The sequence below is a fragment of the Bacillus sp. XF8 genome, assembly GCF_017498755.1.
In the GTDB taxonomy this organism is placed as follows: Bacteria; Bacillota; Bacilli; order Bacillales; family Bacillaceae_G; genus Bacillus_A; species Bacillus_A bingmayongensis.
Genome location: NZ_JAGDQK010000034.1, coordinates 1 through 16879, shown reverse-complemented (window position 1 = coordinate 16879; position 16879 = coordinate 1). Strand labels below are relative to the sequence as shown.

Annotated in this window: 16 protein-coding genes; 12 read left to right on the top strand and 4 right to left on the bottom strand. The window is 35.2% G+C overall.

Annotated elements, in window-relative coordinates; all coding sequences use genetic code 11:
• The first annotated feature begins 48 nt into the window (after positions 1–48).
• The 4 genes from J4P91_RS19845 to J4P91_RS19830 all read left to right on the top strand — a co-directional run bounded on the left by J4P91_RS19845 (position 49) and on the right by J4P91_RS19830 (position 6414).
• Positions 49–453, top strand: a complete 405-nt coding sequence (locus tag J4P91_RS19845; protein ID WP_207995520.1) for a BlaI/MecI/CopY family transcriptional regulator — start codon at positions 49–51, stop codon at positions 451–453.
• On the top strand, positions 453–2429 hold the full coding sequence (locus J4P91_RS19840; RefSeq protein WP_207995519.1) for a M56 family metallopeptidase: 1977 nt from the start codon (positions 453–455) through the stop codon (positions 2427–2429). Before J4P91_RS19845 ends, J4P91_RS19840 begins: the two co-directional genes overlap by 1 nt.
• 348 nt (positions 2430–2777) lie before the next feature.
• Entirely contained in the window at positions 2778–3350 is a 573-nt protein-coding gene (locus J4P91_RS19835; RefSeq protein ID WP_017152921.1) for a TetR/AcrR family transcriptional regulator, read from the top strand.
• A 295-nt stretch (positions 3351–3645) separates the two neighbouring features.
• Positions 3646–6414 carry a YhgE/Pip domain-containing protein gene (locus tag J4P91_RS19830; RefSeq protein ID WP_207995518.1) on the top strand — a complete coding sequence of 923 codons (2769 nt, stop codon included), beginning with the start codon at positions 3646–3648 and terminating at the stop codon, positions 6412–6414.
• Between the two features lie 132 nt (positions 6415–6546).
• On the opposite strand, the gene J4P91_RS19825 is transcribed toward J4P91_RS19830, so the two are convergent.
• From J4P91_RS19825 to J4P91_RS19815, 3 genes are all read right to left on the bottom strand, one after another.
• The gene (locus tag J4P91_RS19825; protein ID WP_207995517.1) at positions 6547–6912 is read right to left on the bottom strand and encodes a hypothetical protein; all 366 of its coding nucleotides are present in this window, start codon (positions 6910–6912) and stop codon (positions 6547–6549) included.
• Positions 6913–6988: 76 nt separating this feature from the next.
• Positions 6989–7513, bottom strand: a complete 525-nt coding sequence (locus tag J4P91_RS19820; protein ID WP_207995516.1) for a DinB family protein — start codon at positions 7511–7513, stop codon at positions 6989–6991.
• A 94-nt stretch (positions 7514–7607) separates the two neighbouring features.
• Complete coding sequence (locus tag J4P91_RS19815; protein ID WP_207995515.1) at positions 7608–8549, bottom strand: helix-turn-helix transcriptional regulator; 942 nt, start codon at positions 8547–8549, stop codon at positions 7608–7610.
• Positions 8550–8747: 198 nt separating this feature from the next.
• On the opposite strand from J4P91_RS19815, the gene J4P91_RS19810 reads away from it, so the two are divergent.
• Positions 8748–9761 carry a LacI family DNA-binding transcriptional regulator gene (locus J4P91_RS19810; protein WP_207995514.1) on the top strand — a complete coding sequence of 338 codons (1014 nt, stop codon included), beginning with the start codon at positions 8748–8750 and terminating at the stop codon, positions 9759–9761.
• A 40-nt stretch (positions 9762–9801) separates the two neighbouring features.
• On the opposite strand, the gene yhfH is transcribed toward J4P91_RS19810, so the two are convergent.
• On the bottom strand, positions 9802–9930 hold the full coding sequence (yhfH, locus tag J4P91_RS19805; RefSeq protein WP_000567010.1) for a protein YhfH: 129 nt from the start codon (positions 9928–9930) through the stop codon (positions 9802–9804).
• Between the two features lie 200 nt (positions 9931–10130).
• Here yhfH and J4P91_RS19800 point away from each other — a divergent pair, with 200 nt between their 5' ends.
• From J4P91_RS19800 to J4P91_RS19770, 7 genes are all read left to right on the top strand, one after another.
• Positions 10131–10865: an MBL fold metallo-hydrolase gene (locus tag J4P91_RS19800; protein WP_207995513.1), complete on the top strand. Its 735-nt coding sequence runs from the start codon at positions 10131–10133 to the stop codon at positions 10863–10865.
• A gap of 9 nt (positions 10866–10874) precedes the next feature.
• Positions 10875–11864, top strand: a complete 990-nt coding sequence (gene lplA / locus J4P91_RS19795) for a lipoate--protein ligase (RefSeq protein WP_207995512.1) — start codon at positions 10875–10877, stop codon at positions 11862–11864.
• Between the two features lie 210 nt (positions 11865–12074).
• Positions 12075–13607 carry a fatty acid--CoA ligase family protein gene (locus J4P91_RS19790; RefSeq protein WP_207995511.1) on the top strand — a complete coding sequence of 511 codons (1533 nt, stop codon included), beginning with the start codon at positions 12075–12077 and terminating at the stop codon, positions 13605–13607.
• Between the two features lie 239 nt (positions 13608–13846).
• A complete protein-coding gene (locus J4P91_RS19785) occupies positions 13847–14095 on the top strand; it encodes a hypothetical protein (protein WP_207995510.1) in 249 nt (82 codons plus the stop codon).
• Positions 14096–14241: 146 nt separating this feature from the next.
• Positions 14242–15351, top strand: coding sequence for a metallophosphoesterase (locus tag J4P91_RS19780; protein ID WP_207995509.1), 1110 nt, complete (start codon positions 14242–14244; stop codon positions 15349–15351).
• Positions 15352–15506: 155 nt separating this feature from the next.
• Positions 15507–16415: an AraC family transcriptional regulator gene (locus J4P91_RS19775; protein ID WP_207995508.1), complete on the top strand. Its 909-nt coding sequence runs from the start codon at positions 15507–15509 to the stop codon at positions 16413–16415.
• Positions 16416–16459: 44 nt separating this feature from the next.
• Positions 16460–16681 carry an asparaginase gene (locus tag J4P91_RS19770; protein ID WP_207995507.1) on the top strand — a complete coding sequence of 74 codons (222 nt, stop codon included), beginning with the start codon at positions 16460–16462 and terminating at the stop codon, positions 16679–16681.
• Positions 16682–16879: the final 198 nt, after the last annotated feature.

Genomic DNA, 16879 nt, shown 5'->3' with positions numbered 1-16879 from the left:
TAATCTATTATTAAGATTACAAATGTAATACAAGAGGTGAAACTGAATATGGCAAACAAATTACCCAAAATATCTGAAGCTGAATTAGAAATTATGAAAGTCCTTTGGTCAAAATCTCCCCAAACAGCAAATGAAATAATTGAGGAACTAGAGACAACAATGGATTGGAAACCGAAGACAATTCGAACACTTATTAATCGATTAGTTCAAAAGGAAGCGGTTTCTTATCATCAAGATAAAGGACGTATGTATGCATATTATCCATTAGTATCACAAGATAATTACTTACAAGTGGAAACAAAATCTTTACTGAAACGTTTCTGTGGTGCAGCATTCAAACCATTACTTGTAAATTTCTTAAAAGAAGAAAAATTATCTTCAGAAGATATTAATGAGCTGAAACGGATTTTGGATGAAAAGACAGAAGAGAATGAGAGAAAAGGTAGATTATGATGATAGATATAGTTGTAAATACCTATCTCTCTCCCTTTTTTGATTGGCTGATAGAAACATCGCTGATGGCAAGTGTATTAGTTGGCATAATTTTATGTGTGAAAGTTGTGCTTAGAAATAAGTTAACTCCTAGATGGCAATATATGTTATGGATAATACTGATTGTAAGGCTTCTCTTGCCGTGGTCACCGGATAGTTCTTATAGTATTTATTCGCTTATGTCATATAGCTCTGGTGTTTCTGAGATTTTTCAAAAGAATGATTCTCCTGAAACGTCACAAGAATTTGTGCAGGAAAATAAAAATATAGATGCTACTACATTCAATACAAAAGAGGATAGTTTGGTATCTAACGCAGTACATACAGAGAAAGAAAATAAAGAAATATACAGTAAGAAAACGGAAACAGATACTACATTCTCATTTTATAAAATTGCTGTATATATTTGGTTGTTGGGAGCTATTATGTTAGCGAGTATAACTTGCATTACGAATGGACGGTTACTCTTATACATAAAAAAACAACCTAGTATTACGGACGAAAAAACTGTTAGGATTTTTGAGAACTGCAGAAAGTCGCTAGCTATTAAACAGCAAATTCCATTACGGTTAGCGGGGAAAATTTCAAGTCCAACTGTTTTTGGGTTCTTTCGCCCAACAGTACTATTGTCAACGAGACATATGAAAGTATTGGATGAGAAGCAGCTACAATATATTTTCTATCATGAGTTATCTCATATTAAACGAAGAGATGTCGCTATGAATTGGCTTATGTACGGTTTACTTATTTTAAATTGGTTTAATCCAATTCTTTGGTATGCCTATTCCTGTATGCGAGAAGATCAAGAACTAGCATGTGATGCATTTGCTCTTACCTTTATAGATTCAGAGGAACAAATTGCATATGGTCACACAATTATTACACTTCTAGAACATTATTCAATTTACTATCAAGCACCGAGTCTAGCAAACTTAAGCAGAAATAAACGAACACTAAAAAGGAGAATTCTTATGATTAAGAAATTCCAAAAGAAATCATATCGTTGGTCTTTACTTGGAGTTATAGCGATAGTGGCTGTAGCGTCTATTTCTCTACTAAATGCACGTGCAACGGAAGTGGATGAAAGACAGAAAGGACAAGCGGTAGAAAAAAAACAGCAATCGAAAGAAGCTTTTGAAGATGCTATAGAAACAATATTAGGGACACCAGAAAATGCAAGTAGAGAGTGGGGTATGTCAATAAAGTCGTATAAAAGGGATACGGATTTTTTGTATTTGGCTGAAAAATGTTTAACAAAAGAGGAATTTAAGCAGTATGTTCAATTATTCAAGGAAGCTCGCGAGATTCAGAAAAAAGCAATGATCAAGAAAAATGTAGGCGAGAATTATGAAGGAGATACAAAAGAATTTAAACAGGAGCGCTTGAGTCAAGCTGATAATGAAAAATTAGCTAGTATTGAGAAAAAATCCAAACCATTTGAAGATAGAGTAGCTGAATCTTTAACGTTCACTGTAGAGGAAGCACAAAATCATGTTAAGTTTCCAATTAAGAAACCGTCTTATACGAGTGATGGCTATGAACTGCAGAAAGAAGGGGCAGATTCATATTTTGGAAGAGATATAGAATTAGTAGTTAAATCAGAATATACGAAAGGACAATATGGGTATACGATTTATCAATCGAGGGTTTATGCAGATAATAAGGACCCACTTCATTACATGCTTCCTTGGAAAGAAAATATGGAAACCTATGATTTAGAGGGGAATCAAATTGTCTTTGTTGCACCACCTTCTTACAGTAATAGTAGATTAAAAGGTATGAAGGTGTTTGTCCCTGCAAGTGAGAAGAATAGTGAGTATCAAATTGTCATTGTTAATGATATCTTTACTAGAGGTGAAGCTGAATACAAAGAAAGAATTGATGATGATTTAACGAAGAAAGAAATGGAGAAAATCCTGCTTTCTATGTTGAAATAGGAAAAAGTGTTCTTGAGATACATATCTCAAGAACACTTTTTTGATACGAATAGATAGTAGAGGAAGAGCCCGATTGCAAAGGAAGTAAAAGTATTGTTCCAATTTCAAGTGAATAAAATTACTTAATATTGCTAATGTATTTTACTAAGTTTCTTGACCTTTTCATTTCCTCCCTTTTTTTGATACACTATGACAGTAGAATCTTAAATAAAGGTCGGTGTATAGATTGGAATTTTTTATACTAGGAAATAAATAAAAAGAGAACTTGTAAACAAGGGAAAACCGTGATAATATCAAAAATGTACTAATTGACTATATTATCCAAATGGTCATTTTGGAGGTGGAGATGTGGCAGTAGATCGAAAACGTTCTATTATTGAAGCTGCAACAAAATCTTTCTCAGCGTTTGGCTATAAAGCAACAACAATGGATCAAGTTGCGAAATTAGCAAACGTTGGAAAAGGAACGATATATACTTTTTTCAAAAATAAAGAAGAATTGTTTGGAGAAATTATTTCTAACTTAATTACTGAAATGAGACAAGTTGCAAAAGATGCAATCCGTCCAGATGTTTCATTTTTTGAAAATGTACATAAAGCATTATATAGTATTTTAGAATTCAGAAAAGAACATCAACTGATGATTAAACTCATTCAAGAAGAAAGAGATATGGGCACGAAAGAAGTACAAGATGGCATGCAGCAAGTGGAGGCTGAAATTGTATCTGTTATTCAATCTTATTTAGAAATCGCTATTGAAAAGGGCGAGATTAGTAAATGTGACCCAGAAATTACAGCTTTTATCATGCTTCGTCTATACGTATCACTTATTTTTGATTGGGAAAAAAATCATGAACCACTAGATAAAGAACGAATCGCAGAACTTTTTGAACTTTATTTATTAAAAGGATTGTCAAATTAAGATAATCCTTTTATTATAATAAAATATGACCAAATGAATAAAGTGGTCATATTTATAAAGGAGGAGGATATAGGACAATAACTAATTACGTATGTGAGATTGTCAAAAGATAATCTTTTTAATCTGTTCGCATTGACCAAGTAAACTATATAGTCATTTAGAATAAAAGGGTGCATAGTATATAGAGAAGATTATAAAAGTTAGGGTTAGGTAATATGTATAACATATAGCCTTTTTATTTGCTTTAAAATGACTAAATGAATAAAATGGTCAGAATCAAAAAGGAGGAGAGATAATGAGAGGATTCACGTTGCTTGGTAAAGAGTTTACAGCACTTATAAAAAGTAAAAAAATTTTAATTCCAATTATTGCAGTTTTATTTGTCCCGATTTTATATGCGGGTATGTTTTTATGGGCATTTTGGGATCCATATAAACAGTTAGATGATTTGCCAGTTGCGGTAGTCAATTTAGATAAAGGTGCTGTTTTTGACGGAAAACCAATTGAGGTTGGCAAAGGGTTAGTTGATGAACTAAAAGATAATGAAAGTTTTAAATGGGAATTTGTTAGTGAAAAAACAGCAAAAGAAGGAATGGAAAATCGAAAATATTATATGTTAGTTCGTATTCCAGAAAACTTCTCAAACAATGCAACAACGCTGTTAAAGGATAATCCGAAACCATTAAACTTAGAATATATTCCAAATGAAAGCTTAAACTTCTTATCTTCACAAATTGGTGGAACAGCTATCGAAAAAATTAAAAGTGAAGTATCGAATACGTTAACAAAAACGTATGCAGAGAAAATGTTTGATTCATTAAAAGATGTTTCACAAGGATTTGCTGATGCAAAAGATGGAGCAAATAAGCTACATGACGGCTCTAGCCAAGTAACAGATGGTTTGCATACGTTGCAAGAGAAGTCTGGTGAGATGAAGAATGGTGTCAGCCAGTTAGTAGATGGAGCTGGCAAATTACTAGATGGATCCGGCCAAGTAGCGAATGGTTTAAATACGTTAAATGGAAAAACCGGTGAAATGCAAATTGGAATTGGAAAGTTACTAGATGGATCCGGCCAAGTAACAAACGGTTTAAATACTTTAGCCAGTAAGTCAGGTGAAATGCAATATGGTATTGGAGAACTGTCAAAAGGTTCTTCGCAAATATATCAAAACTTACAAGTGCTAGCTGGTAAGTCGGTTGTATTTAATAACGGCTTACAAAAGGCTTCTGATGGAGCTGCTGAGTTACAAAAAGGAACAGATAAGTTAGCAGCAGGTCTTGGTCAGCTTCAAGATGGTCACGGAAAGTTAACTGCAGGCATACAAGGTATTCAAAAAGGTGCGAATGATTTAAATGGTGGTTTACAGGAATCGTTAGCTGGTGTAACAGAAATGCAAAAAAAATTACCGGAGCTAACAAAAGGATCTGAACAAATAGGTAATAAGGCCAATGAACTCGCACAAGGTGTATCACAGTGGAAAGCAAAAGCAGATAACTTAAATATTGGGGCGAGTCAAACTGCCGATGGAGCCAAACAAGTGGACGATGGCTTAGCGGTGTTAAATGAAAAAATTAAAAATTTACCTGAAGAATATAAAAAACAATTAGAACCTGTTATGAACGATCTAACTGCGGGTAGTAAAAAAGTTGTAGATGGTACAGGTAGAGTTGTAGAAGGAACAAAAGGACTTGCAGGTTCAGAGGGTGCTGAGAAAATTCAAGCAGGTGCAAAAAAACTTGCTGATGGTGCAAATGAACTTCAAAATGGTCAAGCTTCAATGGAAAATGGTGTTGAGAAGCTAAAAGGTGGTCAACAACAGCTTGCTGAGGGAGCAAACAAACTGGCAAACGGATTATCAGATCCAAAAACTGGTTTTGTTGCTGGCTTTCAAACATTCGGTGAAAAATTAGGAGAAGCGAAGAATGGTGCTAGTGAATTAGCAGGAGGAAGTAAACAATTAAATATTGGTGTAAGCGAATTAGCAGGTGGCAGTCCACAATTAGTTGAGGGTGTTAATAAATTAACGGATGGAGCCGGTAAATTAAATGGTGGTTTAGGAACATTATCTGCCGGTTCAAGTCAATTAATTGATGGTGTTAACAAGTTAGCAGACGGTTCAAACCAAGTAACAGGCGGATTAGGAACTTTATCTACTGGAGCAAACCAAATGGCAGGAGGAGTAGGCCAGTTAGCAGATGGATCAAACCAAGTAACAAATGGCTTAGGTTCATTAAATGGCGGTTTAGGTAAAATGTCAGACGGCTCTGATCAATTAATCGACGGAGTAAACAAATTAGCAGACGGTTCCGGAAAAGTAACAGACGGAAATGGTGAACTAGCTGAAAAACTTGGCGAAGGTGCTGAAAAAACAGGCGAGGTAAAAGGAACGGATAAAACATATGACATGTTTGCAGATCCGGTGAAAGTACAAACTGAGAAGATGTCAGAAGTTCCAAACTATGGAACAGGATTTACACCATATTTCTTATCTCTTGGTCTATTCGTCGGGGCACTTCTTTTATCCATTGTATATCCATTACGTGATACAGTTGGAGTTCCGAAATCAGGATTTAGCTGGTTTATTAGTAAATTTGGTGTTTTATTATCAGTAGGAATTATTCAAGCTTTAGTAGCTGACCTGGTATTACTATTAGGATTAGGCGTTGAAGTACAGAGCGTTCCGTATTTCATCCTGTTCAGTGTTCTTACGAGTCTATCATTTATTGCATTAATTCAATGTTTAGTAACAGCATTTGGAGATGCAGGACGATTTATTGCGATCTTAACATTAATTCTGCAATTAACAACAAGTGCAGGAACATTCCCACTTGAATTAATTCCGAAGTTCTTACAATATTTTAACGCTTGGTTACCAATGACATATTCTGTATCCGGATTTAAAGCAGTTGTATCAAGCGGAGACTTCAGCTTTATGTGGCAAAATGCAGGTATATTAATGATCTTTATTGTTCTATTGTCACTTGGAACAATTGGTTCATTAACTTGGATGCATAAGAGACAATTTCGTAATGTAGTAGAGGAAAAATCAATAGAAGCCTAGAGGAGTAATAAACAAAGAACTCTTAGTGGATTGTATCCACTAAGAGTTTTTATATTTATTATCTAATTTCACTTTGTTTTTTTTACGAAAACGATAGATGCCATACAAAATGAGGAGAACAGTACTAATTCCTCAAACAGTAGGTCCATATTTCTCTGTGGATACATCTCCTTGCAGCATTTTAATCATTTCTTCTTTAGATGTTCCAATTAAAATTTTTTCTCCCCCATACCCTTTAAGAGCATCACCTTTTTTAAACCCAAAGATAAGAGCTTCTTCTCGAGTCTCGATGCCTTTATAACGAAATCCTTCTCTATCAATAACTAATAGTGTGTCATTGCTCTCAAATTTGTAATTAATTGCAGTAATGTCTGATGTAGAAAAGATAAGTGGTTCCATTAAAAATAAAAAGGGAGCGATGATATGTATAGATGTACATTTACCCTTTTTGTAAAAATAAGAGCCGTTTTCTTTGTTAATTATATACAAAAAAGTCACAGTATTTCTACACTGGAAGTAGGGGAAATACTGTGACAATGCTTTTAATTTTTGAATATGGACATTTAAGTGAATTTTATTTGATTAGAAGAATGTTCTCTAGTCTCTCCTTTTGACGAAGATGATGTGCAAAATGCATATAAATCAACTGAAACCACTCTACAGCATTTAAATACCCAAGTCCTGGGTGCTCTACCTTATAATTGTTTGGAATCGAAGAGAGTTTTGGCTCAACCTCTTTCATTTTCTCAATAAGCTGTAACAATGCTTGTTTAATCTCTTCTTTATCTGTGGGATTTTCAGGTGTTAATCCTGGACGATTAGGTAGTTTTATTTGTATCGGAGGAAAAGCACCCACCTTATATACTTTTTCACCCATTTCTGTTTTCTTACCATCCATAGTTGCAGAATCAGTTGTACACTTTGCAATGGCATCTAACTGCCTAGATGTAGCTGCAAGTAAATGATTATACATTTGTCCGAGAGACCATTCTTCTTCGGAAGGTTTCTTTGTAAATTGTTCAAGTGAGTATTTTTCTAATTCATTCACGTAATCCATTGCTAAACTTTCGAATTTCTTTAAAATGACATTTGTATTCATCGTGTTAACTCCTTTTCTTATATAAGATTTCGTTCTTAAGGATGATTATAAACAGGTAATGTTGACACCATTATGTCAGTAGGAAAAGAAAGAATTAAATTTGTAGCATTTTCTTTGCTTCTTCTCGAATTTTTTCAGAAAGAATAGTTGGTTCTAGTACCTTTACTTGACTTCCCCAGCTTAGCACCCATGGAACTACTTCATCTATGTTTCTTGATTTTAAAAGTACATGAAATCTATCATCTTTTTGTTCATATGAATCTAAATAAAAGTAGCGAGATTCAATAACTTTGTGAGCAATCGTAGATGGAAATAGTAAATGGATGGTAATGGTCCGATTATTTGTCGGTTGATAGTCTGGTAAATAAAATGCTTCTGGCTTTTGAAAGAATTTCTGTTCTTGTTGTAAGTCGCTCATACGATCTAAACGGAAGTGCCGTATTTGTTGACGAAGAAGACAATGGGAAACAATGTACCAAATTCCTGAAATATTGACTAAACCATAAGGATTCACGGTGCGTTTTGTTTTATTACTTTGATTCGGTTTACGATAAGAAAAAGAAACACATTGCTGTTTTTGAATGGCTTCTTGTAAAAGAAACAGCTGTTTTTCGAGTTGTTTTTGATTAAATTTTTGATGAGAGAAAGTACCAGAGAGGAAGCGGAAAGTTCCTTTTAGTTCCTTAACTTTCTTTTTCTGTTCTTGAGGGAGAATGGCCTCTAATTTTTCTTTCGCAGACTTTGCGTGCATAGAAAAAGCTGAATCGAAATTTTTCTCAACATAATCGCTCCCTAATAAAAGAGATACAGCTTCTTCTGGTTTTAATTGAATAGGCGGCAAGAAATACCCATCCATTAAAGAATAACCTTGTCCAGGCATTGAAAATATCGGAACACCTGATTCACTAAGTGCTTGCATATCTCTGTATATTGTTCTTTTGCATATTTCGAATTTTTCAGCTAAACTTTTGGCTGTGACAATTTGTTTTCTCTGCAATTCTATGAGTATAGCAAGTAAACGATCAGTTCGATTCATTATGTATCATCCTTATTCATGTAATAAATACTCAATCATGAAGTGTTCGAAAGTCACAATTATTTCTCCTGCAAATACAGACTTTTTCCTATGAATAATATTAATATAGTAAAATTATAAGAACTCATATTGCAGTTTCCAATAATATACTATATAATCTAACTAAGAAAACGTTTTCATACAAAGGGGGAGAATTTCGTGTCAACGATCGAGGACGTGGCGAAATTAGCGGGGTTATCAAGAACAACGGTTTCTCGGGTGATTAACAACCATCCGTACGTATCAGATGAGAAGAAAAAGAGGGTTCAATTGGCGATGAAACATTTAGGATTCGTTCCTAATTCTGCAGCAAGGAGACTTCGTAAACAGAAAACAGAAACAATTGCAGTTCTTGTTCCAAGGATTACAAATCCTTTTTTCAGTAGATTTATTGAAGCGATTGAGATTGCTGCTTCTGAACATAAATATAAACTGATTATTTGCCAAACAAGATACTTACCGGAAAAAGAGATGGAATACTTACAACTGTTATCAACAAAACAAGTTGATGGTATTATTTTATGTTCACTTGAGAATCCATGGGAGAACGTGGAGCCATACTTACAACACGGTCCAATCGTGTTATGCAATGAATATATTGAAGAAGCAAATATTCCAACGGTTAAATTTGATCATGCGCAAGGGGCTTACATAGCTGCAAAACATGTATTAGAACAAGGTTATCGCAACCTTATTTTTTGCCGTGGAAATGAAACGAAAGTAGTAAGTCAACAACGAAAAATGGGCTTTTTACGTGCAATCACTGAGAAGAGCAGACAAGTAGAAGCAATCGACTTTCTTGAAAACGCTTTCTCTTGGGAGGATGGAAAAAGAATATTCCATGACGTGTTAAAAGACAAAAAAAATCCTACCGCTATTTTGGCAGGAGGCGATGAAGTAGCAGCTGGAATTATCGCAGAAGCAAAACGCCACGACTGGAGTATTCCAGATGATCTAGCTGTAATAGGCTTTGATAATCAAATTTTATCACAGATTACAGAGCCAGGTATTACGACAATTGAACAGCCAATTGATGAAATGGCCCGAAAAGTTGTCGATTTAATGATGGATAAAATCCATACGAAAAATTATCGCAAAAAAGAATTGTATGAGTTTGAACTGGAGCTCTTGGTGAAAGGTTCAACGATGAAAGATACGATGTTACTAGCCTAGTAGACGATGTCTGCTAGGTTTTTCTTATGTTTAGAAACTACTATTCTTCGTGAACGCAATCGTCACATTTGTTATGATATGCTTCGTGTTGCTCATCAATTTCCTTCCCGCAGTGTGCACAAGTTTTTGTTGGTAAATTTCTGAAAAATTCCATCGGTTGATCGATCATGTAGATCCCTCCATTTCCATTTCTTACTAACATTGTATTAGTACAAATTGATAATGTCAACAACTGTTTTATAACAAAGTGAAAAATAATGAAAAAGTTTAGGAAATGAATTATAGTTAACAATGTAGAGTGTAAGTAAAAATCTTTCTCATTAGAGGAGGAATACTGCATTTCTAGCGGTTTAGAAAGGATGGATACATATGAAAATGACTGTTGTTGGCTTTTGGGGGGGCTTTCCAGAAGCGGGAGAAGCAACGTCGGGGTATTTGTTTGAACACGATGGTTTTCGTTTACTTGTTGACTGTGGTAGCGGTGTACTAGCACAGCTTCAAAAATATATAACACCATCTGATATAGATGCAGTTCTGCTGTCACACTATCATCACGATCATATTGCTGATATTGGGGTATTGCAATATGCAAGGTTAATTACGAGTGCGACAAAAGGACAATTACCAGAACTACCGATTTATGGACATGGGTTTGATGTACAAGGATTTGCTTCCTTAACGCATGAACCGCATACGAAAGGAATTGTGTACAATCCGGAAGAACTACTTCAGATTGGGCCGTTCTCGATTTCATTTTTAAAAACAGTACATCCTGTTATATGCTATGCGATGCGTATTACAGCGGGAGATGAAGTAATCGTATATAGTGCTGATTCCAGCTACATTCCTGAATTTATTCCATTTACAAAAGATGCGGATTTATTTATTTGTGAGTGCAATATGTATGCACATCAGGAAGCTGCAAAAGCAGGGCATATGAATAGTACAGAAGTAGCAGACATTGCAAAACATGCAAATGTAAAGGAATTACTGTTAACGCATCTGCCGCACGCAGGAAACACATCTGATTTAGTAGAAGAAGCAAAACAAATTTTCGATGGCCGCATTACGCTTGCGCATAGCGGTTACGTTTGGAATTCATGAGGTGATAGAATGTTATTTATTGATAATAAAGGGATTACAGATCCTACAATTAACTTAGCAATTGAAGAATACTGTGTAAAAAATTTAGATATTAACGAAACGTACTTATTGTTCTATATTAATGAGCCTTCCATTATCATTGGGAAAAACCAAAACACGGTGGAAGAAATTAATGCTGATTATGTAAATGAAAAAGGGATTCATGTCGTAAGACGCTTGTCTGGTGGCGGCGCTGTATATCATGATTTAGGAAACTTAAACTTTAGCTTTATTACGAAAGATGATGGAGATAGTTTTCATAACTTTAAAAAGTTCACAGAACCTGTTACGAAAGCACTTGGAAAATTAGGTGTAAATGCAGAATTAAGTGGGCGTAATGATATTTTAGCAGAAGGTAGAAAAATTTCAGGTAATGCACAGTTTTCAACGAAAGGTCGTATGTTCAGTCACGGTACATTATTATTTGATTCTGAAATCGATCACGTTGTATCAGCATTAAAAGTTAAAATGGATAAGATTCAATCAAAAGGGATTAAGTCAATCCGTAGCCGCGTGGCAAACATTACGGAATTTTTAAATGAAAAAATGACAACAGAAGAGTTTAAACAGCTTCTTCTTGCGACGATTTTTGAAGGAGAAACAGAAGTTCCGACATATGAATTAACAGAAGAAGATTGGAAAGAAATCTACAAAATCTCTGAAGAGCGTTACCGTAATTGGGATTGGAACTATGGTAAATCTCCTAAATTCAACTTACAACATTCACACCGTTTCCCAGTTGGACAAGTTGATGTTCGCCTAGAGGTAACAAAGGGAACAGTGACTGAATGTAAAGTATACGGTGATTTCTTCGGCGCCCTAGATGTTCATGATATTGAAGAGCGTTTAACAGGCGTACAGTTTGATAAAGAAGCGTTTGCCGCGGCTCTAGAAGATGTGGACGTAAAACGCTACTTTGGTAATATAACAAAAGAAGATTTCTTAGCATTATTCTTTTAAATGGTAAAAACAGTCATATTGTATGTATGACTGTTTTTTATTTTGTTGCAAAAAAGCGCATAAAAACAACGGATAGAGTCTCTAATTGAAAAATGAATGAATGCTCATTTATATGCGGTTATTTGAATGTTACTTGCTACTTGAATTTTCTTTTAATATAATGTATTTAGAATTTTTAAAATTTCTAAATTTTATAAAGGTGGGGTTTGTGTGAATCTCGTTCAATCTTTGGCTGAAACAGCAAAAAAGAAAGGAGAGAAACCGGCGTATATATTTATGGATCAGTCGGTCTCGTATGACCAATTAAACAAAATGGTCACGAGGTTTTCTAGTAATTTAGCAGAAATGGGCATTGGAAAAGGGGACAATGTCGCATTAATTGTGGGTAATTCACCACATTTTTTAGTTGGATTATATGGGACGATGAAAGCGGGAGCAACTGTCATTCCAATTAATCCAATTTATACGGCAGACGAAATGCATTACATTTTACAAAATGGAGATGTAAAAACAATCATCACGCTCGACGTTCTTCTACCTGTTATACAATCTCTTACAACAAGACTTCCTTCTCTCGAACATATCATCATATGTGAAACCTCATCAGATTTCAATCATTCAGAAACCGAAAAAATGAAAACGTTTACTGGTCTAGTCGGAACCGGTGACCTATCTTATGAAGGTCCAGAGCTAGATGAAGAAGATGTAGCGGTTATTTTATACACTTCAGGCACAACCGGAAAACCAAAAGGGGCTATGTTAACACATAAAAATTTATATAGTAATGCTGGAGACGTAGCGGCGTATTTACAATACACTGCGGATGATCGCATTGTTGCGGCACTCCCGATGTTCCATGTATTTTGTTTAACAGTTGCAGTGAATGCTCCAATCATTAACGGTGCGACGATTTTAATGTTACCAAAGTTTAGTCCGAAAGAAGTATTTCGTATTTGTCGTACGTATGAGCCGACAATATTTGCTGGCGTACCAACGATGTACAATTATTTATATTTATATGAGGAAGCAAGCGCAGAGGATGTTCAGACGCTCAGGTTATGTATTTCTGGCGGTGCTTCTATGCCTGTTGCGCTTCTGAAAAACTTTGAAAATCGCTTTGGTGTTATTGTTTCAGAAGGATATGGGTTATCAGAGGCTTCACCAGTTACTTGTTTTAACCCACTAGATCGCCCGCGTAAACCAGGATCAATTGGAACGAATATTTGGCATGTAGAAAATAAAATTGTGAATGAGCTTGGGGAAGAAGTTCCCGTAGGCGAAGTAGGCGAATTAATTGTTCGCGGGCCAAATGTTATGAAAGGATATTATAATGCACCGGAAGATACAGCGGCAACGCTTCGTAATGGATGGCTATATACAGGGGACTTAGCAAAAATGGATGATGAAGGTTACTTTTATATCGTTGACCGAAAAAAAGATATTGTACTTGTAGGTGGATATAACGTATATCCTCGTGAAGTAGAAGAGGTATTATATCAACATGAGGCAGTTGCAGAAGTTGTTGTAATTGGCGTTCCAGATGAAAATTTAGGAGAAGCTGTACGCGCTTATGTTGTTCTGAAGAATGGGGCAGTTACAGAAGAGGAATTAACGCATTACTGTTCTTTACATCTTGCAAAGTATAAGGTACCAAAGAGCATAGAGTTTTTGGAGGAGTTGCCGAAGAATACAACTGGAAAACTGCTTAGAAGAGCATTAAGAGAGAAGGCAATGCAGGTATAATAATAGTTTGCGGAAAATAAAGTTTTTAACAAGATAATATATGTTTCTATAAAACCATACATTCATTATTTAGGAATGTATGGTTTTATTTGTATGATGAACAGCGCTCACTTCATTTTGTTAGCAGAAAATAAAATTAGTAACTCTTGTTATATTTTGTACTTAACATGAATTGGTTAAGCTGTAAAGCCATATATTTAAACCGTATAAATTGTATATGAACGAGGGGGAGGCTTTTTGTGAAGAGGAAAGAAATGCGCTTGCGCAAAGTACAACATCTTGTTTGTGACATTATGGATGAAATGCATGTGAAAAATGAAGCGAGGGATCTAGAAACTTTACAAAAGGTAATTGATCATCTCTCAGGAGCAATTGGTGATTTAGCGGATCCTTCAGGGACGTATTCATTAGATTATTTAGAGAAAAAAGTTAATAGTGCGCATGATTTATTATTTAAAAACAAGAAGAAAGTACAATTGCATTATTAGATGTGGGGAAAGTAAAAACACTAAGCAAAATCTGTTTAGTGTTTTTACTTTTACTATTACTATTATCAAATATTTCGTAATGCGTAATATTCACAGTATGAACAGGTTGCAGGTTATAATGAAAGAAATACAAGAGGAGGCATACTGTGAAAAAGCGTCGATATTTTAATATAGTTACTATTTTTATCATATACACATTACTGATGTTTTACATCGGATGGAATGGCTGGGTTTGGTTTCGAACGACTTTTGGTTGGCAATCTTGGGGATATTATGCATTGTTAGTTGGATTGCTTTCATATGCATATTTGATCGTCCAAGTTTTTAAATTCATCCCTTTCTTAAGGACAATCGGCTCCTATTGGTTTGCCGTTATACAATATGCACTTATATTGTTACCACTAGCTGATGTAACAGTGTTTATCTTACAACTGTTATCAGTACCGATAGATACAGCTATTATTTGGACAGGAATTGTTACTCTTAGTATGTTTATTTTTATTTTTGGTTATGGGACATTTAATGCTTATAGTCCGGTTGTTCGAAAGTATGAGATTCATATACCGAAAGAAGTGAAAGGGCGTAAAACCCTTCGCATTGCAATGGCTTCTGATATGCATTTTGGTAAATTATCAGGCATGTCTCACTTAAAAAGGTTAGTGCATCATGTAAATGAAATGAATCCCGATATCATCTTGCTGCCAGGAGATATCATTGACGATCATCCAGGAGCGTTTATTAAGAAGAACATGGGACAAGTTATGAAACAAATGCAGGCGCCTCTTGGTGTGTATGGAGTGCTCGGAAATCATGAATATTATGGAAGGGCAATTCCGGAGTTTCTGCAAGAGATGAACAAGATTGATATCCATATCATGTTAGATGAAGTGATTAAAATTGAAGATAGTTTTTACCTTGTTGGAAGAAGAGATAAAACAGAGCGAGATCGTCAAAGTTTCGAAGAGCTAATGAGCACAGTAGATAAATCACTTCCTGTTATAGCGATGGATCATCAGCCATTCGAATTAAAGCAGGCAGAGGCGTCTGGTGTTGATTTACTATTATCGGGTCATACGCATAGAGGACAAATGGCACCGAATCATCTTATTACGAGAAGAATGTATGAATTGGACTGGGGATACGTACAGAAAGAAGCATTCCATGCAATTGTTTCTTCTGGATTTGGATTTTGGGGGCCGCCATTAAGAATTGGGAGCCGGTCAGAGATTATTCAGATAGAGGTTACTTTTGAGTGATTAAGGAAAGCAGCTACCGTGTTGGTAGTTGCTTTTTCATATACTTTCGTTCCCAATTGGATGTTCTAATAGTATCTTTAAAATAAAAGCAAAAAACGTCAAGAAAAGAATTGTATTCTCTTTTATCATAATACATATAAGGCGGGTGAACAGAGATGGAAAGCTATGAAACACAAATTCAAAAAGCAATTGATTATATTGAAGAAGATGTAATGGAGAAACAAACATTAAGTAATTTAGCTCGTATTTCAGGATTCTCGGAGTATCATTTCCACCGCGTTTTTCAAGCGATGGTTGGTGATTCTGTAATGGAGTATGTTCGTAAGAGAAGGCTCGCCCGGGCAGCTTATCAGCTTTCTCATTCAGAAGAAAAAATTCTGGATATCGCATTAGAACATGGCTTTCAATCTCATGAAACGTTCACCCGGGCTTTTAAAAAGCTGTTTCAGATGACACCAAGTAGCTACCGAAAGCAAGGAATTAAGACGCCGATGTATTATAAAGCAAATGTGAGGCAGCGGAAGTTCAATCCATATTTAGGGGGAATACAAATGGAATTTCGTATTGAAAAAAAGCCAGCGTTTCATGTAGCGGGATATGAAATGAAGACAACTAGTAAAGAAGGAAAAAATCATAAAGATATTCCAACATTCTGGGATCAATATTTAAAAAACAATCTTGCAGATCGCATTTTAAACCGTAAACATACGGATCAATATGTAGAGCTTGGAATGTGTACAGATTTTAATTTGGAGACAGGAGACTTCACATATATTATTGGAATGGAAGTAACAAACTTTGATGGATTACCAAATGAATTAACGCGGCGCACATTCCCAGAAGCAACGTACGCTGTATTTACAACACCAAAAGTACCACACAAAGATATGGTGTCTTCCATTCACCAAACATGGAATGCAATTTTCTCAGAATGGTTCCCACATTCAGGCTATGAGCATGCTGGAGTTACAGAGTTTGAATTATACGATGAACGTTGTCATGAAGATAAGAGTGAATTTGCGCAAGTTGAGATTTGGTTGCCGGTGCAGAAGAAACAACAATAAGAAGAGAAGAAAGTTTCCTAGATTCTAGGAAACTTTTTTTCGTAATGGTTGCTTCTGAAAACTTCAATTGTTCAGCTTTGTTAGAAGACTCGAATATTGTAGCAAAAGGAGTTTACTGCTTTGGCTTGAAAGAAGAGAAGCGTGGTTTTGCTTTAAAAGTATTAGATGGTTTAGAAGATGTTTGGTCTCATATCGTTGCTTCCATCCTGGAACAAAACCATTATGAAAATAAAGAAACGATAGTCCATATTATGAAAGAGAAATAAAAGAAGTGAGAGAACAGAGTGAGGAGTTCTGTATGGTAGGGAGCTAGAAAGTCAACTATATATTATGCTGAGATAAATTTGTATCTAAATAATGAAAAAAACGCCATTCTTTTTGTAGAAATGAAGTGAACCCAAAAAGTTAGACAAATATTCTAAGCAGCTAATAAGGATTGGATTCTGTATTCCACAGGGCTCAAT

Coding starts and splice junctions, on each gene's coding strand:
- J4P91_RS19845 (WP_207995520.1), top strand. CDS start 49: ATGGCAAACAAATTACCCAAAATATCTGAAGCTGAATTAGAAATTATG.
- J4P91_RS19840 (WP_207995519.1), top strand. CDS start 453: ATGATAGATATAGTTGTAAATACCTATCTCTCTCCCTTTTTTGATTGG.
- J4P91_RS19830 (WP_207995518.1), top strand. CDS start 3,646: ATGAGAGGATTCACGTTGCTTGGTAAAGAGTTTACAGCACTTATAAAA.
- J4P91_RS19820 (WP_207995516.1), bottom strand. CDS start 7,513: ATGAATACAAATGTCATTTTAAAGAAATTCGAAAGTTTAGCAATGGAT.
- J4P91_RS19815 (WP_207995515.1), bottom strand. CDS start 8,549: ATGAATCGAACTGATCGTTTACTTGCTATACTCATAGAATTGCAGAGA.
- yhfH (WP_000567010.1), bottom strand. CDS start 9,930: ATGATCGATCAACCGATGGAATTTTTCAGAAATTTACCAACAAAAACT.
- J4P91_RS19800 (WP_207995513.1), top strand. CDS start 10,131: ATGAAAATGACTGTTGTTGGCTTTTGGGGGGGCTTTCCAGAAGCGGGA.
- lplA (WP_207995512.1), top strand. CDS start 10,875: ATGTTATTTATTGATAATAAAGGGATTACAGATCCTACAATTAACTTA.
- J4P91_RS19775 (WP_207995508.1), top strand. CDS start 15,507: ATGGAAAGCTATGAAACACAAATTCAAAAAGCAATTGATTATATTGAA.
- J4P91_RS19770 (WP_207995507.1), top strand. CDS start 16,460: ATGGTTGCTTCTGAAAACTTCAATTGTTCAGCTTTGTTAGAAGACTCG.